This window comes from Sphingopyxis sp., from assembly GCF_035686825.1.
Lineage (GTDB): Bacteria > Pseudomonadota > Alphaproteobacteria > Sphingomonadales > Sphingomonadaceae > Sphingopyxis.
This window is the reverse complement of the sequence record NZ_DASRYZ010000003.1, coordinates 371,506-397,029: the sequence shown is the minus strand read 5'-3', so window position 1 is coordinate 397,029 and position 25,524 is coordinate 371,506. Positions and strand designations below refer to the sequence as shown.

Here is a 25,524-nt window from a genome sequence, read left to right as displayed (position 1 = left end):
CAGTCCTGCAATGAGCCTCAACCTTCCGGGTCGCGACCGCCGCCAATCGGCCACGAGCGGCCCCGAGGCGCGCGACGCGCGGCTGACGCTCAGCCTGTCGGGCACCAATCTCGAGCGCGCGGGCGATTATAACCAGCGGATCGTGCTGCAGGCGATCCGCCTGACCGAAGAGACGACGCGCAGCGACCTTGCACGCGTGACCGGCCTCACCCCGCCGACGATCGTGAACATCACAAAGCGGCTGATCGATCTCGGCCTCGTCAAGCCCGCCGGCCGGCTGCAGGGCAAGCGCGGCCAGCCCGCGATGCGGATCGTCATCGATCCCGACGGCGCCTTTGCGATCGGGCTCAACATCGACCGCGATCACATCACGCTGGTGACGCTCGACCTGGCCGGCAAGATCCGCAGCCGCCACACGCGTGAGATCGCTTTTGCGCTTCCCGGAACGGTCGTCGATCATGTGCGCGACATCCTCCCTGGCTTGCTCGAGGAGGGCGGGGTCGATCGGACGCGCATCCTCGGCGTCGGGATCGCGCTCCCCGACGACCTTGGCCGCATCGCGTTGCCGCACCGACCAAAGGAATATGACGCGTGGGACGGGATCGACCTCGGCGCGCTGCTCGGCGAGGTGCTTCCCTGGCCGCTGCACGCCGACAATGACGCGGCCTCGGCGGCGCTCGGCGAAGTGCATCTCGGCGACGGCATCGCGCTACCGAGCTTCTTCTATCTGTTGATCAGTGCGGGGCTGGGCGGGGGGCTCGTCATCGACCGCAGCTATGTTCGCGGCGCCGATTCGCGCTCGGGGGAGATTTGGGCGATGCCCGACCCCGAACGCGGCGACGGCGCCAATGTGCAGGACACCGTGTCGCTGTCGGCGCTTTACGCGCGGCTCGAAGCCGAAGGGCACGACGTCGACGGCCCCGACGCGCTGCTCGGCAGTTCGCCCGATCGCGAAGCGGTGATCCTCAAATGGCTCGACGATGCCGCCGACGCGCTCGTCCAGCCGCTGATCGCGGTCAACTGCCTGATCAACCCCGCCGCCATCCTGATCGGCGGGCGGCTGCCTGGCAAATTGGTCGACGGCCTCGTCGAGCGGCTCAACGCCCGGATGACGGGGCTCCAGCTTCCGGTGGTGGCGCCGGTGCGGCGGGCGGGCGCGGCCGACGACGCCTCGGCGATCGGCGCCGCGATCATCCCCTTCCTCGATCATATCCTGCCGTCGGAATCGATCCTGATGCAGGCGGGGCGCTGACCCTAGTCGATCCGCTGCGCCATCTCGTCGAGATCGACGCCTTTGGTTTCGGGAAAGACCGCTGCGACGACGACGAACTGAACGACCATCGCGGCGGCGAAGATGGCGAAGGGCGCGCCGGGCGACCAGGCGGCAAGCACCGGGAATATCCCGGCGATCAGCGCATTCATCAGCCAGTGCGTGCTGGCACCGAGCGCGCTGCCGCGTGCGCGCACCGGGGTCGGGAAAATCTCCGAAATATAGACCCAGATGACCGCCCCCTGGCTGGTCGCGAAAAAGGCGATGAACCCGATCAGCGCGGGCAGCATCAGCGCGTTGTCCAGAGCGCCGAACAGCACGCCGGCAGCGGCGGCGAGGCACAGCGTCATGCCCGCCGCACCCGCGAGTAGCAGCGTCTTGCGCCCGAGGCGGTCGATCAGCGCCATGCCGGCGAGCGTGAAGACCAGATTGGCGATCCCGATCAGCACCGCCTGGCGATCGGGCGAAAGCGATCCCGCGCGCGCGAAAATATCGTTCAGATAATAGAGGACGGCGTTGATGCCCGCGAGCTGGTTGAACATCGCGATCAGGATGGCGAGCAGCATCGGCCGGCGGTGCCGGCGCCACGACAATTTCTCGCCCGGCGGATCGCGTTCGAGCGCCGCTTCGATCCGGTCGAGTTCGGCGGCCGGCGTGCCGATGCGGACCATCGCCATGCTCGCTTCTTCGCGGCGCCCCTTGGCGAGCAGCCAGCGCGGGCTGTTGGGAATCGCGAAGAGCAGGATGAAGAAGAGCAGGGCCGGAGCGGCGGTTACGCCCAGCTTCCAGCGCCACGCCGCCTCGCCGCCGATCAGCCCCGCGATCGTCGCATTGCTCAGATAGGCGACGAGGATGCCGGTGACGATCATCAGCTGGAACAGGCCGACGAGGAAGCCGCGGTGCCGCGGCGGCGCGATCTCGGCGATGTAGACGGGCGCCAGCACCGACGAGCCGCCGATCGCGAGCCCGCATATGAAGCGGAAGACGAGAAACGCCGTCCAGCTGGGCGCGAGCGCGCAGCCGAGCCCCGCGACGAAATAGAGGACGGCGAGCACGCGCAGGCTGTCGCGGCTGCCGAAGGCGTCGCCGGGCTTGCCCGCGAACAGCGCGCCGACCAGCGTTCCCCAGAGCGCGGCGGACACGGTGACGCCAAGCGTTTCAGGAGTCAGCGCGAACAGGCGGGTCAGGTCGCCGGTCACGCCCGCGATGACCGCGGTATCGAATCCGAACAACAGGCCGGCGAGCGCCGCCGTTCCGATCGCCGCCGCCAAAACGCCGATCCCGGCGCGGCCCCGCGGATCGGGGCCGGAAAGCGCTGCCTTCTCGGGCGTATCGGTCATTTTTCTCTCCCGCGGGATCGGGCGTCGGCGCCGTCCTCTTTGGCAAGGACATGCCATAAACAATCTCCCGATCAAATAAATTAATTTTCATTATTATCTTGACGCCAAGGTCGTGGGCGGGGCAGGCTGTGAAAAATCGGCCGCCGATATGCCTTCGGGTGGCGGCGCTCCCGACCCGGAAAGGCGGGCGGGGCAATGAAGGAGGGGATTGGTGCCAGCGACCTTGCTTGCGACTCACCGGGTGGAAAAGCCCTGGGGACGACGCGAACTGCGAGCGCCGTTCCGCGATTCGCCGCCGGGCGGCGCGCCGGTGGGCGAGATATGGTTCCAGGCGCCCGGCGACGCGGCGCCCGATCTGCTGATCAAATATCTGTTCACCAGCGAAAAACTGTCGGTGCAGGTCCACCCCGACGACGCGCAGGCGCATGCCCGCGGCTTGCCGCGCGGCAAGGACGAATGCTGGCTGATCCTCGGTGCCGAGCCGGGTGCGACCATCGCGCTCGGGACCAGGGCGCCCGTCGACGGGGACAGGCTGCGCGCGGCCGCCCTCGACGGCAGCATCGAGCAATTGCTCGACTGGAAGCCGGTCAAGGCGGGCGATTTCTTCTATGTCCCCTCGGGCACGGTCCATGCGATCGGCGCGGGGCTGACGCTGATCGAGGTGCAGCAGAACAGTGAGACGACCTATCGTCTCTACGATTACGGCCGCCCGCGCGAGCTGCATCTCGATGACGGCATCGCGGTCGCCGACCCGCGGCCCTACGCAGCCTATTCCTCGCCGGGCCGCGTCGCCGACGATCGCGAGATCCTCGTCGACGGCCCGAAATTCGTGCTCGAACGGCTCGCCGGTGGGACGCGGACGATCACGCTCCCCGACGGCGTCACCGCATGGCTGATCCCGGTGGCCGGAAACGGGCTGGCCGACGGCGTCGCTTTCGCAGCGGGCGAATGCGTCGCGCTCACCGGCACGGTGCAGGTCGCGGCCGATGCGGGGGGCGACCTGCTGCTGGCCTATCCGGGGGAGCGGCGCCTGCCATGACTGATAGCCGATCGGGCACGGGCTGGACCTTCGCCTATGTCACCATGCTCTTCTTCGTCTGGGGTGCCGTCACCGCGGTCAACGATATCCTGATCCCCGCGGTGAAGGCGATCTTCGCGCTCAGCGATACCGAAAGCTTCCTCACCCAATTCGCCTTCTTCATGGCCTATAGCGTCGTCTCGCTGCCCGCGGCGGCGCTGATGGGGCGGCTCGGTGCGGCCAATTCGATCATCGTGGCGCTCGCGACGATGATCGTCGGCTGCCTGATCATGCCGCTCGCGACCGTGGTGCGCGAATATGCGATGGTGCTCGTCGGCCTGTTCGTGATCGCCTCGGGCATCACGCTGCTGCAGGTTGCCGCCAATCCGCTGTCGGCGTCGCTCGGCCGCCCCGACCGCTCGCATTTCCGGCTGGTCTTGAGCCAGGCATTCAATTCGCTGGGCACCGTCGTCGCGCCCTATCTCGCCGCGCGCACGCTGCTCCAGGGCGGGTTGTTCGAGGACGGGCCGGTGACCGAGGCGAAGATCGCCTATTCGCTCGGCCGGATCGACGTCGCCTATGTCTTCATCGCGGTGGTGATCGCGGTGCTCGCGGTCTTCCTCTACCGCGTCCGGCACGAGATCACCGCCGCCGCGCCGCCGCCCGAAAAGAGCGCGAGCATCACGAATGCCTTTGCCTCGCCCTGGGCGCTCGCGGGCGCGCTGTCGATCTTCCTCTATGTCGGCGCCGAGGTTGCGATCGGCAGCGCGATGGTCAATTTCCTCGAACAGCCCGACGTGTTCGCGATCAGCGCGGTCGAGGCGGGCAGCTTCGTCAGCCTCTATTGGCTTGGCGCGATGATCGGCCGCTTTATCGGCTCGGGCCTCCTCTACAAGCTCCCCGCGGGGCCGCTCCTCGCGGTGGCGGCCGTCGCCGCGGCGCTGCTCTGCCTGACGATCAGCCAGATCAGCGGGCCCGCGGCGGGCGTGCTCGCGATCTCGGTCGGGCTGTTCAACTCGATCATGTTCCCCGTGATCTTCTCGCTGACGATCGAGCGTTCGACCGCGCCCGCGTCGGCGACCTCGGGGCTGCTCTGCATGGCGATCGTCGGCGGCGCGCTCGTACCGCTCGCCTTCGCGCAGGTCGCCGACGCCAGCGGTAGCCGCTTCCTCGCCTTTCTGGTGCCGATGGCCTGCTACCTCGCCATCGCGCTGTTCGGCTGGATCGCTGCGAAGGCGCCCGCGCGAACCGGCGTGCTGCAAGCCGCACCGCACTGACAAACAATCAACGATAATATTTTCAGGGAAGAGGGTCGCAATGAAAAAGGAAATGGGTTCGAACCGGCTGCAACCTCGGCTGCGAAGGGCGGCGATCGCGCTGGCGTCCTCGGCCGCGATGCTGGCCTTTTCGGCCGCCACCGCGCAGTCGCCGGTCGATCTCGCCAATCCGCTCGTCGGCACCGCGCCGCTCGACGATCCGGCGGTGATCGGCAATGCGCCGCCGCCGGGCGAGCCCGTCTATTCGGGACAGACCTCGCCGGGCGCGCGCCTGCCGCACGGCTCGGTCGAAGCCGCGCCGGTCAACAACAATATCGAGCTGCTCTATCCGAACGGCGTCCCCGTTCCCTATTATTACACCAATCCGACGATGATCGGCTTCACCGGCGGCGGTGGTTCGACCTATGGCGGCGGCGCCGAGCCGATCGTCATGCCGGTGGTGGGCGACTGGTCGCCGCCGCCCGCCTACAGCCAATCCTATTATGACAAGTCGCGCGAAAAGGCCTCGCCGGGCTATTATTCGGTCTATCTCGACACTTTCCGCACGCAGGTCGAACTCACCGCGACGCGCTGGGCGAGCGTGATGCGCTTCACCTTTCCCGCGAGCGAGCGGTCGAACGTCATCGTCAACCTGCCGCGCCACGGCGGGACGGTGGAGGTCGTCGGCGATAGGATCGTTCGCGGGATATCGAAAGACGAGCACAGCGCCGACGGTGCCTATTTCGTCGCCGAATTCTCGAAGCCCTTCGCGGCGCTCGGCACCTTCCGCAAGGCGCCCGGCGACAATATCGGCTGGGGCATCGGCACCAGCGACGTGCAGCCCGGCGCGCGCGACATCGCGGGCAGCTACGCGGGCAGCTATGTGACCTTCAAGACCAAGGCCGGCGAGCAGGTGCTGATGAAGATCGCGCACGGCACCAGCTATGAACAGGCGGCCGAGCGGCTCGCCGCCGAAGTGTCGGGCTGGGATTTCGACGGCGTCCACAAGGCGGCGCGCGACACCTGGGCGCAGCTTTTGAACCGCGTCCGCGTGACGGGCGGCACCGACAAGCAGCGGAAGCTTTTTTACTCGACGCTCTTTCAGTCCTTCGCGTCGCCGCGCCTGATCGCGCAAAAGGGCGAGAAATTTGCCGACACCAACGGCAAGGTCCAGACCGCCACCCACGACCGCTACGGCCCGGTTCCCTTCTGGGACACGGGGCGCAACCAGATCGTTCTCCTCGAGCTGATGGAGCCCGAGGCGGTCAAGAACATCATGGCCTCCGAACTCGCGATGGCGCGCGAGAAGGGCTATATGAACACCTCCTTCCACGGTGATAATGCGGTGTTCCTCTTCCTCGGCGCGTGGGAGCGCGGCATCGAATTCGATTACGAAGCCGCCTACGAATATCTCCGCAAGAATGCGACCGACCCGAAGGGGCCGCGCGGCTACCTCGCCGAATATATGAAGCAGGGCTGGATTTCGGACATCGTGCCCGATCACAATCCCAGCCCGCCCTATGCCGGCGGCAAGGCGGGTGCGGACAAGACGCTCGAATATGCGTGGGACGATTATGCGCTCGCGCTCTATGCGAAGAAGCTCGGCAAGGACGCCGACTACCGGATGTTCCTGAAGCGCGCGGGCAATTACGTCCATGTCTTCGACAAATCGATCGGCTTCATGCGCGGACGCACCGCCGACGGCAAATGGATCGCGCCCTTCGATCCCGCCGAACCCTATTATAATTTCATGATGAAGGAGGCGTCGGGCTGGTCGACCTTGTGGCTCGTCCCGCACGATGTGCAGGGGCTGATCGGCCTCCTCGGCGGGCGCGACGCGTTCAATGCCAAGCTCGACGAGTTTTTCACCAAACCCTATAATCCGACGGGCATCTGCCGCGACTGCACCGGCGTGATCGGCCAATATGTCCACGGCAACCAGCCCGACCAGCAGGCCCCTTATTATTATAATTGGAGCGGTCAGCCGTGGAAGACGCAGGCGCTCGTCCGCAAGATCCTTGAGAAAACCTACGCCAGCGACGCGGCGGGTTACGGCTATCCGGGGATGGACGATCAGGGCGCGACCTCGTCCTGGTATGCGCTGTCGGCGCTCGGCTTCTACCCCGTCGATCCGTCGAGCCAGGATTATATCATCGGCAGCCCGCTGTTCGACGATGCCAGCCTCGACATGGGCAATGGCAAGACGCTTCGCATCGTCGCGAAGAATAATTCGGACACGAACGTCTATATCCAGTCGGCGACGCTCGACGGCAAGCCGTGGAACAAGCCGTGGTTTCGCCACGACGACGTGAAGGACGGCGCGACCTTCGTCTTCACCATGGGTCCCAAACCCAACAAGGCGTGGGGCGCATCGCCCGGTGCCGCGCCGCCATCGATGTCGCGAAAACGCTGACCTACCGAGCCCCTCGCCCCCGTGTCCTCCGCGGGGGCGCGAGCCCGGGATCCGCCTTCCCCCTTGGGTCCCGGGCTCCCCTCTTCAACAGGAGATACCATGCGCAGCCTTCTGATCACCGCATCCCTTCTCGCTCTCGCGCCGCTCGCGGCACAGGCCCAAACCGCTGCATCGCCCGCCACGGCGTCAGGGGGCGACGCCGTCTACACCGGCGAGCTCATGACGCGCTGGGGCAAGGAGGTGACGCCCGAAAACGCGTGGCGCCTCTATCCGCGCCCGCAGATGGTGCGCGAGCGCTGGGTCAATTTGAACGGCCTGTGGGATTATGCGATCGCCCCCAAGGCGGCCGACCGGCCGGCGGCGATGGACGGCAAGATCCTCGTGCCTTTCCCGGTCGAATCGAAGCTGTCGCGCGTCGCGCGCAAGGTCACGCCCGACGACCGCGTCTGGTATCGCCGCAGCTTCACCGTCCCCGCCGACTGGCGCGGCGAGAATGTCATGCTCAACTTCGGCGCGGTCGATTATGAGGCGACGGTGCGCGTCAACGGCTCGGTCGTCGGCTCGCACAAGGGCGGCTTCGACGCCTTCGGCTTCGACATCACCCCCTATCTGAAGGAAGGCGCGAACGAACTCGTCGTTGAAGTCCTCGACCCGACGAGCGCGGGCACCCAGCCGCGCGGCAAGCAGATCCTCGACCCCTCCGGCATCTGGTACACCGCGGTCAGCGGCATCTGGCAGACGGTGTGGCTCGAACCGGTGCCGAAACTCCATATCGCCGAAGTGCGCGCGACGCCCGACATCGACCGCGGCGCCGTCGACGTCGCGGTGGCATTGAGCGGCTGGGCGAACGACACCGACGCGGTGCGTCTGACCGCGAGTGCGGGGGGCAAGACGATCGCCTCGACGATCATCCGCGCCAACCGGCGGGCGACGCTCGCGATCCCGAACGCACATCTCTGGTCGCCCGACGATCCGCATCTCTACGACCTCAAGGCCGAGCTGGTGACGATCGCCGACCCTTATGCGGGCGAAAAGGAGCGCGACCGCAAGGCCTATGACTCGCGCTTCACCGACCATGAAAGCCGCGTCTATGCAAAGGCGCAGGTTCAGGGCGCGCCGCGCGACGGCGTCGCCGCCTATTTCGCGATGCGCAAAGTGTCGATCGGGCCCGGCCGCGTTGCGGGACAGCCCGCGATCCTGCTCAACAACAAGCCGCTCTTCCAGCACGGCACGCTCGATCAGGGCTGGTGGCCCGACGGGCTCTACACGCCGCCGTCGGAGGAGGCGATGAAGAGCGACATCGTCTTCCTGAAGAAGGCGGGGTTCAACATGCTGAGGAAACACATCAAGGTCGAACCCGCGCGCTATTATCACGACGCCGACCGGCTCGGCATGCTGATCTGGCAGGACATGCCCTCGGGCGGCGGCGAGGACCAATATCTCGCCGGCACCAGCCAGTATCAGGCGATCTTCCCGTCCGAAACGCTCGCCGAGCAGCAGAAGCAATTGTCCGAAATGGTCGGCGAACTGCGCGCCTTTCCCTCGATCGTCACCTGGGTGATCAACAACGAAGGGTGGGGCCAATATGATTCGGAAACGCTCGCGCGCTTCGTGAAAGGGCTCGATCCCTCGCGGCTCGTCAACGCCAATTCGGGCTGGGTCGACGTCGCGCCGGGCGTATCGGAAATGCTCGACATCCACACCTATGAGGATGTGCCGAGGACGCCGCCGCTGCAGGCCAACCGCGCGATCGTGCTCGGCGAATATGGCGGCGTCGGCTTCCCCGTGCCGGGTCATATCTGGAAACCCGGCAAGGGCAATTGGAGCTATCAGGTCGCCAAGGACGAGAAGGAATATCTCGTCCGTTTCCGCCGCAAGATGGAGGGCGTGATCCGCCAGGCGAAGGAGAATGGCCTCAGCGCCTCGGTCTATACCCAGACCACCGACGTCGAGGACGAGATCAACGGGCTTTTGACTTATGACCGCGCGGTGCCGAAGGCGCCGGCCGAGGCGCTGGCGGACATCGCCGCGCCGCTGTGGACGACTCCGGCGCCCGACTGACGGGCGACGAGCGAAAAGGCGACAAGAGCCGCCATCCCCGAGTCGGGATGGCGGACGCGGCGCCGTGCGGCTCTGACTCAAGCCATAAGAAATCACGGAAAACTGCGGTTTTTACGCGATTCCGCAACGGTTCATCGCGTCTCGCTCCCGGCTCGAAAAATTTATTTTGACAAATTGTTTTTTATATTCTGATAGAGGCTCAACGGGTCGGACGATCCGCAGCTCGGTGACCTGAGGGCGCCGGATAACAAGCGGGGGCGAACAGCCCCTCGAACAGGGAGGTCGATGTGATGAAGGCAGGACAAATCCATTCAGCGAAGACGAATCGGCGCGCGGCGCTGGTGCGCGAACTGATGCTGAGCGCGGGCGCGATGGTCGCATTGTGCGGTGCGGGGCAGGCGCACGCGCAGACCGCCGAAGCGCCGCCGCCGGCGGACGACGCGGCCGAAGCCCCGGGCGACGCGATCGTCGTCACCGGCTATCGTCAGTCGATCGAACAGAGCCTCGAGCAGAAGCGCGAAGCCAATTCGCTGATCGAGGTCATCACCGCCGAGGATATCGGCAAATTCCCCGACAAGAATGTCGCGGACGCGCTTCAGCGCGTCCCCGGCGTGATCATCACCCGCGACGGCGGCGAGGGCAGCCGCGTCAGCATCCGCGGTCTCCAGTCGGATCTGACGCTGACCCTGCTCAATGGCAATTTCATCGCCGGCGCCGACAGCGGCGACCCGTCGCGCTCGTTCAACTATGTGCTGCTGCCGTCGAACTTCATCGCCAGCACCGAAGTCTATAAATCGTCCGAAGCGCGGCTCGAAGAGGGCGGCGTCGGCGGCACGGTGATCCTCAACACCCGCCGGCCGTTCGACCTGCCGGCCTGGTCGGGCTTCATCTCGGCCGAGGGCACCTATTCGGACACGACAAAGAAATTCGACCCGCAAATCGCCGGGCAGATTTCGTGGAAAGACCCCGAAGAACGGCTCGGCTTCCTCGTCGGCGCGACCTATCAGGAACGTTCGAACCGCGAACTGCGCGGCTCGACCGAAACCTGGCGCTGGTGGAGCGACCGCGACGCGAACGGCGACATCATCACCCCGGCGACCGACGTCAACGGCAATCCGTTCGAAAATGACGACGCGATTTCCTATTGGCCGGGCGAGGGCGTGACCGCGCAGGACGGCACGCATTATTCGGGCCATTGGGCGCCACAGTCGGTCAATGCCGAAGTCTTCTCGCAGCACCGCAAGCGCCTCGGTATCCAGGCGACCGCGCAGATGCGTCCGTTCGACAATCTGACCGTCACCGCCAATTATTTCCGCTTCGACTACAGCAGCAATTTTCAGAGCAATGTGCTGAAAATCCCCGAATGGGGCTATGGCAATTTCTTCACCGGGCCGACCTTCGACGAGAGCGGCACGATCTTCCAATCGGCCAATTTCCAGGTGCCCGCCGCGGGGACCGGCTGCCTCGCCAACGAGACGCCCTGCACGATGGAAACGCCGCAGATCGCGGGCACCTACAGCCGCGAAAAGCAGGTTTCGAACACGTTCGAGACCGAGGTCGCCTACAACACCGACAATTTCGACGCGGTGCTGAAATTCGGCAAGACGAAGGCCACCGGCGGCCCGTCGATGCGTTTCGGCGTCGCCGTGAAGCCGCGCCTGACGATCCCCGGGCAGGAGCAGAACGGCAACTTCCTGAGCGCGTGGGATTTCACCGGCGGCAACCTCAACATGGAATTCTCGCCCGAGCTGCAGGAAAATATCAAGAACGGCATCGCGCAGATTGACGTCGGCTCGACGGGCTCGGGCTTCACCAACAGCGCGATCTCGCAGCGTTATGCGCAGCTCGATCTCGTTCGCCGCTTCGACAGCTTTTTGAGCGCGTTCCGCGTCGGCGGCAAATGGCGCGAGATGAGCATCCACCGCGAAACCGGCCGCAACGAATGGTATGCCGATCCGGCGACCAAGCTGCGCTATCAGGACACGCCCGAAGGCGCGGTCGCCCGGCCCGAATATTTCTATGACAATCCGATTGGCAACATCGCCGGCGGGTTTGATGCGAGCTCGTTCCCCGGCATCAATTTCGAGAATTATCTCGATTATATCAATGACACCTATGGCCCGTCGGTGCGCGTGCCCGAACCGAACAACACCTATGACCTCAAGGAAAAGGTGTTTGCCGGCTATGTGCAGGCTGATTTCGAAAGCGGTCCGCTGCGCGGCAACATCGGCCTGCGCGTCGCGCACACCAAGCAGTCGGGCCTGACGTCGGATCGTCTGCAATTCCTCAACGATTATTGCGTCGACGGTCCGGGCGGACCGTTCGATCCCGACGTGCCGCTCGCTCCCGACGGCAACTGCCAGGTGCGGCCGCTCGACGAGCGCGAGGTGATCGTCAACACGCAGGTCGACCAGTCGAAGAGCTACACCGACTGGCTCCCCAGCCTGAACGTCGTCTATGAAGTCACCCCCGACGTCGTCCTCCGCGGCGCGGTCGCCAAGGTGATCTCGCGTCCGTCTTTCAACGATCTGGGGTCGCAGCGTTCGCTGACCTATCGTTCGGCGGCCTACGCCTTCGACCGCGGCCAGTTCGGCGAATTCGAAGGCTGGTCGGGCAGCGGCGGCAACGCCGATCTCCAGCCCTTCTCGGCGTGGCAGTACGACCTTGGCGTCGAATGGTATTTCAAGCGCGGCTCGGTGTTCGGCGTCGGCCTGTTCCGCAAGGACGTGTCCGACTTCGTCGTCCCGCTCGTGCTCGACGTGACGCGCGAAGTGAATGGCGAACAGGTGCTGATCCAGCCCTATTCGACGGTCGCCAACGGCTCGAACGCGGTGTCGCAGGGCGTCGAAGTCTATGCCCAGCACACGCTCGATTTCGGCCTCGGTGCGCAGGTGAACTTCACCTATAACGACACGTCGGTCGCCGACATCACCCTCGACGGCGAGACGGTCGGCAAGTCGGCGCTCGTCGGCAGCGCCAAGACGCAGGTCAACGCCTCGGTCTTCTATGAAACCGACAAGTTCCTCGTCCGCGCCTCGTACAACCGCCGCGGCGAAGTCGTCGGCGGGCTCGCCTCGGGCCTCAACGTCTACACCGACCCCTATGAACAGGTCGACATCAACGCGTCGTACGAGCTGATGGACGGGCTGATGCTCACCGCGTCGGTCATCAACCTGACCAAGTCGGAAGAGCGCCAGCACCTTGGTAACGACACCAAGGCGCGCTTCGTCCGCAGCAACTATTTCGGCCGCCGCGCTTACGTCGGCGTTTCGTACAAGTTCTGATGGGGCCCATACCCCAGCTCTCCCACTCGGGTGGCTCCGCAAGGAGCCACCCGCCTCTTTCCGGGCGAGCTGGAAAATGCTTCGGTGGTTCGTAACGGGAAAATAGGGGAGGGACGCAAGTGCGTGTCGGGTTGAAATCGCTGCTTCTGGGCATGGCACTGATGACGGGCGGCCCAGCCGCGGCCGAGAATCCGATCGTTCCGGGCTGGTATGCCGATCCCGAAATTCGCGTCTTCGGCGACCGCTACTGGATCTATCCGACCTATTCGGACCATGGCGAGACGCCCGACGTCTCGAAACATTTCAGCGAACGGCAAAAGAAGCTGCGCGAACAAAAGACGGTCCGGCCGTCCTATCATTACCAGACCTTCTTCAACGTCTTTTCATCGCCCGACCTCGTCCACTGGACGAAGCACGACCACGCCCTCGACGTCGAGAACGTGGCCTGGGCCGCCTATGCCGTATGGGCGCCGTCGGCGATCGAGAAGGACGGCAAATATTATCTCTTCTTCGGGGCCAACGACATCCAGTCCGACGACCAGCTCGGCGGCATCGGCGTCGCGGTCAGCGACCGGCCCGAGGGACCGTTCAAGGACGCGATCGGCAAGCCGCTGATCGACGCCTTCCACAATGGCGCGCAGCCGATCGACCAGTTCGTCTTTCGCGACGACGATGGGCAGCATTATCTCTATTATGGTGGCTGGAAGCATTGCAACGTGGTCCGGCTGGGCGACGACCTGACCTCGATCATCCCCTTTCCCGACGGCACGACCTACAAGGAAATCACGCCCCCCGGCTATGTCGAGGGGTCGTTCATGGTGAAGCGGAAGGGCGTCTATTATCTGATGTGGTCGGAAGGCGGCTGGACCGGCCCCGATTATTCGGTCGCCTATGCGATGGGCTCGTCGCCGACCGGCCCGTTCAAGCCGATGGGCAAGATTCTTCAGCAGGATTTCAAGATCGCGCGCGGCGCGGGCCATCATTCGGTGGTCAATGTGCCGGGCACCGACGACTGGTATATCGCCTATCACCGGCGCCCGCTGGGCGAGGACGCCGGCGAGCGCCGCCAGCTCGCGATCGACCGAATGGTCTTCAACGCCGACGGCACGATCGCGCCGGTGAAAATGACGAATGAGGGCGTCGCAGCGCGCCCGCTGCCGGCCCGAACGGCCAACAGGGGAGAGACGAAGTGAAGACGATCCGCAAGATGATGCTGGGCGCCGCCGCGAGCGCGCTGCTGCTCACCAGCGTTGGAACGCCGGCGGCGCTCGCGCAATCGACCGCGAACCAGGTCGCGCTCGTCGATTACGTCAACCCGCTGATGGGCACCGATTCGAGCTATCGCCTGTCCTACGGGAACACCTATCCCGCGGTCGCCGTCCCCTTCGGCATGAACAGCTGGACGCCGGTGACCGGCGAGCCCGGCAGCGGCTGGGGCTATACCTATGACGGCGAGAAGATCAGCGGCATCAAGCAGACGCACCAGCCAAGCCCGTGGATGAACGACTATGCCGCCTTCGCGCTGATGGCCGAAACCGGCCCGGTGAAGGTCAAGCAGGAGGAACGCGGCAGCTGGTTCAGCCACAAGGCCGAGGTCGCGCGCCCCTATTCATACAAAGTCTATCTCGCCGACTATGATGTGACCGCCGAGGTCGCGCCGACGACGCGCGCCGCGCAGTTCCGCTTCACCTTCCCCGAAAGCGACGACGCGCACATCCTCCTCGACGGTCTCGCGGGCGGCTCGATGGTCAAGGTCGACGTCAAGAACCGCCGCATCACCGGCTATGTCCGTAACAATCACGGCGGCGTGCCCGACAATTTCCACAATTATTTCGTCGCCGAATTCGACCGCGACTTCACCCTCGCGCGCACCTGGGCTGGCGATAATGCGCCGGCGAACGAACTCGCGCGCGAAGGCGATCATGTCGGCGCGGTGCTCAGCTTCAAGACCAAGAAGGACGACAAGGTCCACGTCCGCGTCGCCTCCTCGTTCATCAGCCCCGAACAGGCGCTCCGCAACCTGCGCACCGAAATCGGCAACGACAGCTTCGACACGACGAAAGCGAAGGCGAAGGCGGAGTGGGAGAAGGAACTTTCGCGCATCCGCGTGACCGATCCCGACGCCGAAAAGATCCGCACCTTCTATTCGGCGCTCTACCGGATGCTGCAGTTCCCGCGTATCTTCTATGAAAAGGACGCGAACGGAAAGATCGTCCACTACAGCCCGTACGACGGCAAGGTGCACGACGGTTACATGTTCACCGACAATGGCTTCTGGGACACCTGGCGCGCGGTCTTCCCCTTCTTCGCGCTGATGTATCCCGAACGCGACAGCCAGTTCATGCAGGGGCTGGTAAACACCTACAAACAGGGCGGCTGGCTGCCCGAATGGGCGAGCCCCGGCTATCGCAACGTGATGATCGGGTCGAACTCGGCGAATTTGATCGCCGACGCCTATTTCAACGGCGTGCGCGGCTTCGACGTCGAGACGCTCTATGAAGCGATGATCAAGAATGCGACGACGAGCGAGGGCCGCCCGAAGGACAAGGCGGGCAAGGTGATCGCCGCCGTCGGGCGCGAGGGCGCCGAATATTACAACCGGCTCGGCTATGTCCCCTATGATGTGGGCATCAACGAGAATGCCGCGCGCACGCTCGAATATGCGACCGCCGACTTTTCGATCGCACAGCTCGCGAAGCTGCTCGGCAAGGACGCCGATGCGAAGAAATACACCGAACGGGCGCTCAATTACCGCAAGCTCTATGACAAGGAGAGCGGCTGGATCCGCGGCCGCAACCAGGACGGTTCGTGGTCGACGCCGTTCAACCCCTATAAGTGGGGCGACGCCTTCACCGAGGGCAATGCGCTCCACTATAGCTGGGCGGTGATGCAGGACGTCCATGGGCTGATGGACCTGATGGGCGGACGCGAGAAATTCGTCGAGCGGCTCGACGCGATCTTCACCACCCCGCCGATCTTCGACGAAAGCTATTACGGACAGGTGATCCACGAGATCCGCGAGATGCAGATCGTCGACATGGGGCAGTACGCCCATGGCAACCAGCCGATCCAGCATATGCCCTATCTCTATAATTGGGCGGGTGCGCCGTGGAAGACGCAGCATCATGTGCGCGACATCATGGCGAAGCTCTATTCGTCGGCGCCCGACGGCTATCCGGGCGACGAGGATAATGGCCAGACCTCGGCCTGGTATGTCTTCTCGGCCTTGGGCTTCTACCCGGTCGCCTCGGCGACGGGCGAATATGCGATCGGCAGCCCGCTGTTCCAGAAGGCGGAGCTGACGATGCCAAATGGCAAGACGCTGACGATCAACGCGAAGAACAACAGCGACGCGAATATCTACCTTCAATCGGTGGCGCTCGGCGGCAAGCCGCTAAGCAAGACCTATTTCACCCACCGCGCGCTGTCGCAGGGCGGGACGGTCGACTTCGTGATGGGCGCCAAGCCCAACAAGCAATGGGGCACCGCTCCCGCCGACGCGCCCTTCTCGATCAGCGCGCCGTCCAAATGATGTCGGAGATGAACATGACCCAGAGCCGCCGCGAAATCATGGCCGGCGCCGGCGCGCTCGCGCTCGCCGCCGCGATGCCCGCCGCCGCGCGCGCCGCGACCGGCAGCTTCGCCAGCAAGCGCCCAGCGCCCGCCGAGCGGGCCTTCACCAGCCCCGCGATCGAGGCCGAGATTTCGCGGGTGAAGGCGAAGATCGCTGACCCCGAACTCGCCTGGCTGTTCGAGAATTGCTACCCGAACACGCTCGACACCACGGTCCAGACGGGCACGCTCGACGGCCGCCCCGACACTTTCGTCATCACCGGCGATATCGAGGCGATGTGGCTGCGCGACAGTTCGGCGCAGGTGCAGCCCTATATCCACCTCGTCGCCAAGGACGCGAAGCTCAAGCGGCTGTTCCAGGGGCTGATCCAGCGGCAGGCGCGCTGCATCCTGATCGATCCCTATGCCAATGCGTTCGACAAGGATCCGACTGCGCCGTCGAAGCTCGAATGGTCGCAGACCGACAAGACCGAGATGAAGCCCGGCGTGGCCGAGCGCAAATGGGAAATCGACTCGCTCTGCTACGCGATGCGCCTGTCCCACGAATATTGGACGCGCACGAAGGACAAGGCGCCGTTCGACGACACCTGGTCGCGCGCGATGAAGCTTGCGGTCGCAACCTTCCGCGAACAGCAGCGCAAGGATGGGCCCGGACCGTACAAGTTCCAGCGCCCCGCGCTCCAGCCGTCGGACAGTCTGATGCTCGGCGGCTATGGCCGGCCGACGAAGAAGATCGGGCTGATCCATTCGATGTTCCGACCGTCGGACGACGCCTGCCTCTATCCCTTCCTGATCCCGTCGAACCTGTTCGCGGTGTCGGTGCTGCGCAAGATCGCCGCCGTCCACCGCGAAGCGCGCGGCGACAATGCTGCGGCAACCGATGCCGAGGCGCTCGCCGCCGAAGTCGATGCGGCGCTGAAGGCGCACGCGCTGATCGACGACGGCAAGGGCGGTCAGGTCTGGGCCTATGAGATCGACGGCTTCGGCAACTGGGTGTTCATGGACGACGCCAATGTGCCGAGCCTGTCGGGCCTGCCGCTGATCGACGTCGTCGACAAGAAGGACCCGCTTTTTCTTCGCACCGCGGCGCTCGCCTGGTCGGAACGCAACCCCTATTTCTTCAAGGGCACGGCGGCCGAGGGTATCGGCGGGCCGCATATCGGCCTCGACATGATCTGGCCGATGTCGATCATCACCCGCGCGATGAACGCCGACGACGATGCGACGATCCTCCAGTGCCTGCGCTGGCTGAAGACGACGCACGGTGGCACCGGCTTCATGCACGAAAGCTTCCACAAGGATGATCCGAAGAATTTCACGCGCAGCTGGTTCGCCTGGGCCAATGCGTTGTTCGGCCAGTTGATCGTCGAAGTCGCCGACAAGCGCCCGGCGCTGCTGGCGCGGCCGCTGTGAGCGGGGAGGGGACGATGATCACCGCCAGTCGCCGCCAGCTTCTCGCCACCACCGGCCTGCTCGCCCTCGGCGGTGCGATCCCCGCCGGCTGCTCGCGCGTCGCGGGCGGGAACGACGCCGTTGCCGTCGCCAAGGCCAATCTTTTCATCGGCACGGGCGGGCACGGCCACACCTTCCCCGGCGCGTCGCTGCCCTTCGGGATGGCGCAACTCAGCCCCGATACGAACACCCATGGCTGGGACGCCTGCTCGGGCTATCACCAGAAAGACGGCTCGATCATGGGGTTCAGCCACACGCACCTGTCGGGCACCGGCATCGGCGACATGCTCGACGTGCTGGTCGTGCCGACGCGGCGCGAGTTGAAGCTCGAGCCCGGCACGATCGAAAAGCCCGGTGAGGGCTTTCGCCAGCGTTACTCGGACGAACATGCCGAGCCCGGCTATTACCGCGTGAAGCTCGAGACCGGCGTGCTCGCCGAACTCACCGTCACCGAACGCTGCGGGCTGCATCGCTATCGCTTCGGCCAAGGGCCGGGCCATATCCTGATCGATTTCGCGCATGCGATCGAGGATGACTGGGACAAGGGCATCGTCGTCGAAAACGCGTCGCTCGACATCGGCGAGGACGGCATGCTCACGGGCGGGCGGCAGGTCAATCGCTGGGCGAAGGGCCGGCGCATCCATTTCGCGATGCAGATGTCGCGCCGCCCCGACCGGGTGCAGTTCTTCGGCGACGATGGCAAGCCGGCGCCCGACGGCGCGAAATCGATCAAGGGCAACAAGCTCAAGGTCGCCTTCTTCTTCGACGATGCCGGTGGCCCGCCGATCCTGATCAAGACCGGCCTCTCGGCGGTCGACGTAAAAGGCGCGCGCGACGCGCTGGCGCAGGAAGTGCCCGCCTGGGACTTCGACGGCGCGGTCAAGGCCGCGCGCGGCAGCTGGGCCAAGGCGCTCGGCGGCATCCGCGTGTCGGGCGGCACCGAGGCGCAGCGCGTCATCATGACGAGCGCCCTCTATCACGCACAGCTCGCGCCGACGCTCTTCACCGATCGCGACGGCCGCTATGTCGGGCTCGACCGGCAGGTGCATCAGGCCGCGAAGGGCGAGGAAGCGTTCAGCACCTACTCGCTGTGGGACACCTATCGCGCGCTTCATCCGCTGCTGACCTTGATCGATCCCGAGCGCGCCGCGCTGCTCGTGCGCGACATCTGCCGCCAGACCGCGCAGAGCCCCGCCGGTCCGCTCGTCTGGCCGCTACAGGGGGTCGAGACCGCGTGCATGATCGGATGGCACGGCGTGTCGGTGCTCGCCGAGGCGCACGCCAAGGGCATCAAGGCCGACTATGCCGCCGCCTGGCCGAACATCCGCCGCCGCGCCTTCGACCGCGACTACAAGGATATCGACAGCACCTTGGGCCGCGGCTTCTATTACGACCTCGGCTACATCCCGTGCGACGAGGTGTGGGAGTCGGTCAGCCGGACGCAGGAATATGCCTATGACGACTGGGCGATGGCGCACCTCGCCGACGCCGTGGGCGCCAAGGAGGACGCGGCGGCGCTGCGCAAGCGCGCGCAAAATTACCGCGGCGTCATCGACCCCGAAACGCGCTTCGCCCGCCCGCGCTTCAGGGACGGCGGCTGGTGGAAGGATTATGACCCGGTCCAGATCGGTCACAACGTCAAGAAATGGCGCGATTATACCGAAGCGAACGGCTGGCAGGCGACTTTCCTCAACCAGCACGACGTCTATGGCCTGATCGATCATTTCGGCGGCGACGCGGCGTTCGAGAAACAGCTCGACGCGCTGTTCAACGCACCTTCGACCCTGCCCGACAATGCGCCGCCCGACATTTCGGGCCTCGTCGGCCAATATGCCCATGGCAATGAGCCCAATCATCACGTCGCCTACATGTACGCCTATTGCGGCGCGCCCGCGAAGGCGCAGGCGATGGTCCGCCGGCTGCTCGGTGAAATGTACAAGAACGACCCCGACGGGGTGATCGGCAACGACGATTGCGGCCAGATGAGCGCGTGGTTCATCCTCTCGGCATTGGGCTTCTACCCCGTCGACCCGGTCAGCGCCGTCTATGTCTTCGGCTCGCCGCTGTTCGACGTCGCCGAGGTCGCGGTCGGCGCGGGCAAGACGCTCACCGTTCGCGCCGAGGGCAATGGTCCCGATCGTCCTTACGTGCAGTCGGTCACCTGGAACGGCAAGCCGTGGAGCAGGAACTGGATCGCGCACGCCGACCTCGCCGCCGGCGGCGAGCTTGTGTTTGAGATGGGCGCCAAGCCGTCACAGTTCGGTACCGCGAAGGCCGACCGGCCGCCTTCCTTCGGTTCTGCCCCCGCATGACGCAAATTTGCGACAAGTTTTTGGTAGCGAAAAGAAAATGATAAGAACGGAATGTCTCGTGAAATCTCCCCAAAGCCTGCCGCTCGCCGGACCCGGAACGATATTTGCGCCAGCTCGGGCTTCGGCCTTGCGCGGCGGTCCGCTCCCCTCCAAAAACCTGAGCGATCGGGCGAAGGGGTGGCGTTGATGGATGGTCCCGTAACAGACCGCGGCGAAGCGCGCCTGTTCGCCGGCATCGAGCTCGGCGGCACCAAATGCATCTGTACGCTCGCGGCGGGGCCGGGCGACATTCGCGATCAGCGAACGATCGCGACCACCGTGCCGTCCGAAACGCTGCCGGCGATCAAGGCGGTGCTCGACGACTGGGCGCGGTCGCCCGGTTTTTGCAGCATCGGCGTCGCCTCCTTCGGCCCGATCCGGGTCGATCCCGCAAAGGCCGATTATGGCCGCGTCGGCGCGACGAACAAGCCCGATTGGGAAGGCGCCGACCTGCTCGGCCCGCTGAAATCGGCCTTTTCGGTCCCGATCGGTTTCGACACCGACGTCAACGGCGCCGCGCTCGCCGAAATCCGCTGGGGCAGCGGGCGCGGCCTCGAAGATTTCGCCTATGTGACTGTCGGCACCGGGGTCGGCGTCGGGCTGGTCGTCCATGGCAAGCCGACGCGCGGCTTCAGCCACAGCGAGATCGGCCATGTTCTCGTGCCGCGCCTCGCCGGCGACGATATGGTCAGCGTCTGCCGCTTCCACGACGATTGCGTCGAGGGACTCGCCTCGGGCACCGCGCTGAAGGCGCGGCTGGACGGCCGTTCGCTGGCGGACGTGGCGCCCGACGACCCCATCTGGGAACCGATCGTCCACACGCTGGCGACGATGGTGCATGCGCTCGCCTGCACGACCGGGCCGATGCGCGTCGCGATGGGCGGCGGTGTGCTCGCCGGCCAGCCACAATTGCTCCCGCGGATCAACGCACAGCTCGAAAAAAGCCTCGCGGACTATATGCAGATCCCGGGGAATGGCGCTTATGTGATCGCTCCCGAGCTTGGAACGATGGCGGGTCCGCTTGGCGCCATCGCGCTCGCGATGGACGCGGTCGGGGTCGCAGCGTGAGCAGGGCGGGCCGCGCGCTGTTGGACAGGACAGTGCCTTCGCGGCACAAAGGCAGCATGAAACGCCTGACCGCCGCCGCCGCGCTGCTCGCTCTCCTGCCGATCCAGTCTTTCGCCGAGCAACCGGCGTCCGATCCGCTCGCCTTCGTCGATCCGATGATCGGCACCGGCCCCGAAGGCCATACCTTCCCCGGCGCGACCGCGCCCTTCGGCATGGTCCAGCTGTCGCCCGACACCGACGCGACGTGCCAGATCCGCGACTGCTATGACCATGCCGCGGGTTACAGCTACAACGACCCGACGATTCAGGGGTTCAGCCACACCCATTTCTCGGGCGCGGGCCACTCGGACCTCGGCGATATCCTCGTCATGCCGCAGGTCGGAGAGGTGAAGCTCGATCCGGGCGATCCCGCCAAGCCCGGCTCGGGCTATCGCCAGCGTTTCAGCCACGACACCGAAAAAGCCAGCCCCGGCTATTATGCCGTCACGCTGGCCGACAGCGGCATCCGCGCCGAACTCACCGCGGGCACGCGCGTCGGCGTCCACCGCTACAGCTTCCCCGCGGGCAAGCAGGCGCATCTCCTCCTCGACCTCCGCTCTTCGCTCTACGATTATCCGGGCAAGATCCTCTGGTCGGGCCTCCACCTTCGTCCCGACGGCACGCTCACCGGTTTCCGCGAAACGCGCGGCTGGGCCCCGGGGCGCAAGCTCTATTTCGCGATGCGCTTCTCGGCGCCGCTCAAGTCCCACGCCTTCCTCGATCGCGACGAGAAGGTCGCGTACAAGGGTTTTCAGGCGCCGGGCCGCGGCACCGACGCGCTCGCCGAAAAGCTCGGCAAGGCGCTCGAAGCGCGGCTCGATTTCGGCGCGCTGACCGCGCCACTCGAAGTCCGCGTCGCATTGTCGGGCGTTGACGAGGCGGGTGCGATCGCCAACCTCGATGCCGAGGGCGCCGGTTTCGACGCCGTTCGCGCGAACACGGAAAACGAATGGCGCAAGGCGCTCGGCGCGCTCCAGATCGAGGCGCCCGCGCCGATGCGCACCAACCTCTACACCGCGCTCTACCACAGCCTGCTTGCGCCGAGCGTGTGGAGCGACGTCGACGGGCGCTACCGCGGCCCCGACGATCAGGTCCACGCGGCGAAGGATTTCACCTTCCGCTCGACCTTTTCGCTCTGGGATACGTTCCGCGCGCAGCATCCGCTGCTGACGCTTGTCGCGCCCGATAAAACCAACACCGACATCGTCAAATCGCTGATCGCGAGCCGCAAGGCGAGCCCGCACGGCATCCTTCCCGTCTGGCAATTCCACGGCCGCGAGACATGGACGATGATCGGCTATCACGCGGTTCCGGTGATCGCCGACGCCTATCTGAAAGGCGTGGGCGATTTCGACGCCGACGAAGCCTTGGACGCGATGGTCGCGAGCGCCGAATATGCCCCCTATGGCGGGCTCGGCGACTATATGAAGCTCGGCTATGTCGCGATCGACCGCGAGCCCGAGGCGGCGTCGAAGACCGTCGAATATGCCTATGACGACTGGACCATCGCGCGCATGGCGGAGAAGATGGGCCGGGGGGACATCGCCGACCGCTTCTACAAGCGCGCCGGATATTGGCGGAACAGCTTCGACGCGAAGACCGGCTGGCTCCGCGCGCGCAAGGCCGACGGCAGTTTTCGCACCCCCTTCGATCCCACCGCGATCAACTATGGCTCGGACTATACCGAGGGTAATGCCTGGCAATATAGCTGGTTCGTCCCGCAGGATCAGGCCGCGCTCTTTCGCATCCTCGGCGGCGATGCCAAGACGATCGCCAAGCTCGACGCGATGTTCGACTATGACATTTCGAAGCTCGACTATAGCCATGCCGAGGATATCGCCGGGCTGATCGGCCAATATATCCACGGCAACGAGCCGAGCCATCATGTCGCCTATCTCTACGCCTACGCCGGTGCGCCGTGGCGGACGCAGGAGCGGCTGAAGCAGATCGTCGACAGCCAGTACAAGCCGACCCCCGACGGCCTGTCGGGCAACGACGACCTCGGGCAGATGTCGGCGTGGCTCGTCTTTACCAGCCTCGGCTTCTACCCGGTCGCGCCGGGGTCGAACCAATATGTGATCGGGCGCCCCTTCGTCGATCGCGCGGTGCTCAATCTGCCCGGCGGCAAGCGTTTCACGGTCGAGACGGTCGGGCTGTCCGACGCCAACCCCTATGTCGGCAAGGTCGAGCTCAACGGCAAGCCGCTCGCGCGCAGCTGGATTTCGGACGCCGAAATCCGCAGCGGCGGCACGCTCCGCTTCACGATGCAGGCGAAGCCCGATGCCACATGGGGCAAGACTGCGGCGGCGCGTCCCTATTCGCTCTCGACCGCCCGCAGCGCGCCCTGACCGGGTACTGGCAGGCTGGCGCCCCTTGCTCTAAGCCTCGATTCGAACCCGTCTTTCCGCGCGGGTTACGGAGTTGAAATCAGGTAAGGGGACGGGCGATGGCCGCCGAAACAGCACATGCCGCCGAGGCGGCCGCGCACGGGTTCGACCTGCTGCCGATCGTCATCCTGCTCGCCGCCGCCGTCGTCGCGGTACCCTTGTTCAAGCGGCTCGGCCTCGGCTCGGTGCTCGGCTATCTCGCGGCCGGGCTCGCGATCGGTCCCTTCGGGCTGGCGCTCTTCTCCGACGCGCAGACGATCCTCCACGTCGCCGAACTCGGCGTCGTCATGTTCCTCTTCATCATCGGGCTGGAGATGCAGCCGTCGCGGCTGTGGGCGATGCGCGGGGAGATTTTCGGGCTCGGCGCGGCACAGGTCGGCGGTGCGATCGCGCTGCTGATCTGCGTCGGGCTCGCGCTCGGCTATCCGGTGGCGGCAAGCTTCGTCGCGGGCACCGGCTTCGTCCTCACCTCGACCGCGATCGTCATGCAGATGCTCGACGAACGGCGCGAGATGGGTCAGCCCAAGGGGCGGCGGATCATCGCGATCCTGCTGCTCGAGGATCTGGCGATCGTGCCGTTGCTCGCGCTCACCGCCTTTCTCGCGCCGGGGGGCGAGGCGGTGTCGATGACCGACCGGCTGATCGCGGTCGCGATCGGCCTCGGCGCGATCACCGGGCTGATTGTCGCGGGCCGCTATCTGCTCGACCCGATGTTCCGTCTGCTCGGGCGCGCGAAGGCGCGCGAGGTCATGACCGCCGCGGCGCTGCTCGTCGTCCTCGGCGCCGCGCTCACGATGCAGCTCGCGGGGCTCTCGATGGCGATGGGCGCCTTTCTCGCCGGCGTGCTCCTGTCCGAATCCTCCTTTCGTCACCAGCTCGAAGCCGATGTCGAGCCGTTCCGCGGCGTCCTGCTCGGCCTCTTCTTCCTCGGCGTCGGCATGGCGCTCGACCTCAACATCGTCGCCGCCAACGCCGGGCTGATCGCGATCTCGGTCACCGCCTATATGGTGCTGAAGATGATCGTCATCTATGCCGTCGCGCGGCTGTTCAAGAGCGGCCATGCCGAGGCGGTCGAGCGCGCGGTGCTGATGGCGCAGGGCGGCGAATTCGCCTTCGTCCTCTATGCCGCGGCCGCGAGCGTCGGGATCATCGATGCCGAAAGCAATGCGATCCTGACCGCGATCATCATCGTGTCGATGGTGCTGACCCCTATCATGATCATTCTCCACGATCGCTTCATGCCGCACGCTGAGGACACGGCCGAAGATCTCGACGTCGCCGACAACCTCAGCGCCAGCATATTGATGATCGGCTTCGGCCGCTTCGGCCAGATCGTCAGCCAGCCGCTCTTCGCCAACGGCTGCTCGATCTCGCTGATCGACACCGACACGATCGCGATCCGCGAATCCTTGGCGTTCGGTTTCAAGATCTATTACGGCGACGGCACGCGGCTCGACATCCTCCATGCGGCCGGCGCGCAGAAGGCGCGGATGATCATCGTCGCGACCGACGACCGCGAAACGACGCTCAAGATCGTCGAGCTGGTGAAAGCCGAATTTCCGCACACGCCTCTGCTCGCGCGCGCTTTCGACCGCGAACATGCGGTCGAGCTGGTCCACGCCAACGCCGATTTCATGGTCCGCGAAACTTTCGAATCGGCGCTGGTAATGGCGGAAGAGGCGCTGCGCCGGCTCGAAGTCGACGAGGAAGCGATCGGCGACCTCATGGAGGAAACGCGGCGGCGCGATCAGGAGCGGTTCGACATCGAAATCTGCGGCGGCGTCTACGCCAGCCGACATCTGATCCAGGGGAATGTCCCGGTCGAGGACCGCGACCAATATATCGTCAAGCCCGGCGGAGGGCGTTGAGCGGACCTTTATCCCCCGCCCGCCACGCTCGGCAGCCGCGACGGGGATGAGGTTCGTTGTGCACAAGAGGAACATTAAGAGAACAAAATAAATCCGTCAACCCCTTTGCCACGCTTATTCTCCGGTTCTGCCCAGTTGACGTTA

The 25,524-nt window shown here is 65.4% G+C and carries 14 protein-coding genes; 13 read left to right on the top strand and 1 reads right to left on the bottom strand.

What is annotated here, in order from left to right; translation table 11 throughout:
* Positions 1-10 precede the first annotated feature (10 nt).
* Complete coding sequence (locus VFG17_RS06450) at positions 11-1,252, top strand: ROK family transcriptional regulator (protein ID WP_325028630.1); 1,242 nt, start codon at positions 11-13, stop codon at positions 1,250-1,252.
* Between the two features lie 2 nt (positions 1,253-1,254).
* Here the strand turns inward: VFG17_RS06450 and VFG17_RS06445 are convergent, their stop codons facing one another.
* A complete protein-coding gene (locus VFG17_RS06445; protein ID WP_325028629.1) occupies positions 1,255-2,610 on the bottom strand; it encodes a sugar porter family MFS transporter in 1,356 nt (451 codons plus the stop codon).
* Between the two features lie 211 nt (positions 2,611-2,821).
* Between VFG17_RS06445 and VFG17_RS06440 the strand changes: the two genes are divergently transcribed.
* The 12 genes from VFG17_RS06440 (at position 2,822) to VFG17_RS06385 (ending at position 25,380) form a co-directional block, all read left to right on the top strand.
* Positions 2,822-3,649 carry a class I mannose-6-phosphate isomerase gene (locus tag VFG17_RS06440; RefSeq protein ID WP_325028628.1) on the top strand — a complete coding sequence of 276 codons (828 nt, stop codon included), beginning with the start codon at positions 2,822-2,824 and terminating at the stop codon, positions 3,647-3,649.
* A complete protein-coding gene (locus VFG17_RS06435; RefSeq protein ID WP_325028627.1) occupies positions 3,646-4,905 on the top strand; it encodes a sugar MFS transporter in 1,260 nt (419 codons plus the stop codon). The genes VFG17_RS06440 and VFG17_RS06435 overlap by 4 nt, the downstream gene beginning before the upstream one ends.
* A gap of 40 nt (positions 4,906-4,945) precedes the next feature.
* Entirely contained in the window at positions 4,946-7,297 is a 2,352-nt protein-coding gene (locus tag VFG17_RS06430; protein WP_325028626.1) for a GH92 family glycosyl hydrolase, read from the top strand.
* 99 nt (positions 7,298-7,396) lie between these two features.
* Positions 7,397-9,358, top strand: coding sequence for a glycoside hydrolase family 2 protein (locus VFG17_RS06425; RefSeq protein ID WP_325028625.1), 1,962 nt, complete (start codon positions 7,397-7,399; stop codon positions 9,356-9,358).
* A gap of 290 nt (positions 9,359-9,648) precedes the next feature.
* Complete coding sequence (locus tag VFG17_RS06420; protein ID WP_325028624.1) at positions 9,649-12,642, top strand: TonB-dependent receptor; 2,994 nt, start codon at positions 9,649-9,651, stop codon at positions 12,640-12,642.
* A gap of 119 nt (positions 12,643-12,761) precedes the next feature.
* The gene (locus tag VFG17_RS06415) at positions 12,762-13,835 is read left to right on the top strand and encodes a glycoside hydrolase family 43 protein (protein ID WP_325028623.1); all 1,074 of its coding nucleotides are present in this window, start codon (positions 12,762-12,764) and stop codon (positions 13,833-13,835) included.
* A 14-nt stretch (positions 13,836-13,849) separates the two neighbouring features.
* On the top strand, positions 13,850-16,174 hold the full coding sequence (locus tag VFG17_RS06410; protein ID WP_325029089.1) for a GH92 family glycosyl hydrolase: 2,325 nt from the start codon (positions 13,850-13,852) through the stop codon (positions 16,172-16,174).
* A gap of 14 nt (positions 16,175-16,188) precedes the next feature.
* Positions 16,189-17,628 carry a glycoside hydrolase family 125 protein gene (locus tag VFG17_RS06405; protein ID WP_325029088.1) on the top strand — a complete coding sequence of 480 codons (1,440 nt, stop codon included), beginning with the start codon at positions 16,189-16,191 and terminating at the stop codon, positions 17,626-17,628.
* A 14-nt stretch (positions 17,629-17,642) separates the two neighbouring features.
* On the top strand, positions 17,643-19,979 hold the full coding sequence (locus VFG17_RS06400) for a GH92 family glycosyl hydrolase (RefSeq protein ID WP_325028622.1): 2,337 nt from the start codon (positions 17,643-17,645) through the stop codon (positions 19,977-19,979).
* A 186-nt stretch (positions 19,980-20,165) separates the two neighbouring features.
* The gene (locus tag VFG17_RS06395; RefSeq protein ID WP_325028621.1) at positions 20,166-21,086 is read left to right on the top strand and encodes an ROK family protein; all 921 of its coding nucleotides are present in this window, start codon (positions 20,166-20,168) and stop codon (positions 21,084-21,086) included.
* Between the two features lie 56 nt (positions 21,087-21,142).
* The gene (locus VFG17_RS06390) at positions 21,143-23,473 is read left to right on the top strand and encodes a GH92 family glycosyl hydrolase (protein WP_325028620.1); all 2,331 of its coding nucleotides are present in this window, start codon (positions 21,143-21,145) and stop codon (positions 23,471-23,473) included.
* Positions 23,474-23,571: 98 nt separating this feature from the next.
* The gene (locus tag VFG17_RS06385; RefSeq protein WP_325028619.1) at positions 23,572-25,380 is read left to right on the top strand and encodes a monovalent cation:proton antiporter-2 (CPA2) family protein; all 1,809 of its coding nucleotides are present in this window, start codon (positions 23,572-23,574) and stop codon (positions 25,378-25,380) included.
* Positions 25,381-25,524: the final 144 nt, after the last annotated feature.

What these genes read in the sequence shown, in the direction of transcription:
- VFG17_RS06450 (WP_325028630.1), top strand. Translation starts at nt 11, where the DNA reads ATGAGCCTCAACCTTCCGGGTCGCGACCGCCGCCAATCGGCCACGAGC.
- VFG17_RS06445 (WP_325028629.1), bottom strand. Translation starts at nt 2,610, where the DNA reads ATGACCGATACGCCCGAGAAGGCAGCGCTTTCCGGCCCCGATCCGCGG.
- VFG17_RS06435 (WP_325028627.1), top strand. Translation starts at nt 3,646, where the DNA reads ATGACTGATAGCCGATCGGGCACGGGCTGGACCTTCGCCTATGTCACC.
- VFG17_RS06430 (WP_325028626.1), top strand. Translation starts at nt 4,946, where the DNA reads ATGAAAAAGGAAATGGGTTCGAACCGGCTGCAACCTCGGCTGCGAAGG.
- VFG17_RS06425 (WP_325028625.1), top strand. Translation starts at nt 7,397, where the DNA reads ATGCGCAGCCTTCTGATCACCGCATCCCTTCTCGCTCTCGCGCCGCTC.
- VFG17_RS06420 (WP_325028624.1), top strand. Translation starts at nt 9,649, where the DNA reads ATGAAGGCAGGACAAATCCATTCAGCGAAGACGAATCGGCGCGCGGCG.
- VFG17_RS06410 (WP_325029089.1), top strand. Translation starts at nt 13,850, where the DNA reads ATGATGCTGGGCGCCGCCGCGAGCGCGCTGCTGCTCACCAGCGTTGGA.
- VFG17_RS06405 (WP_325029088.1), top strand. Translation starts at nt 16,189, where the DNA reads ATGACCCAGAGCCGCCGCGAAATCATGGCCGGCGCCGGCGCGCTCGCG.
- VFG17_RS06400 (WP_325028622.1), top strand. Translation starts at nt 17,643, where the DNA reads ATGATCACCGCCAGTCGCCGCCAGCTTCTCGCCACCACCGGCCTGCTC.
- VFG17_RS06395 (WP_325028621.1), top strand. Translation starts at nt 20,166, where the DNA reads ATGGATGGTCCCGTAACAGACCGCGGCGAAGCGCGCCTGTTCGCCGGC.
- VFG17_RS06390 (WP_325028620.1), top strand. Translation starts at nt 21,143, where the DNA reads ATGAAACGCCTGACCGCCGCCGCCGCGCTGCTCGCTCTCCTGCCGATC.
- VFG17_RS06385 (WP_325028619.1), top strand. Translation starts at nt 23,572, where the DNA reads ATGGCCGCCGAAACAGCACATGCCGCCGAGGCGGCCGCGCACGGGTTC.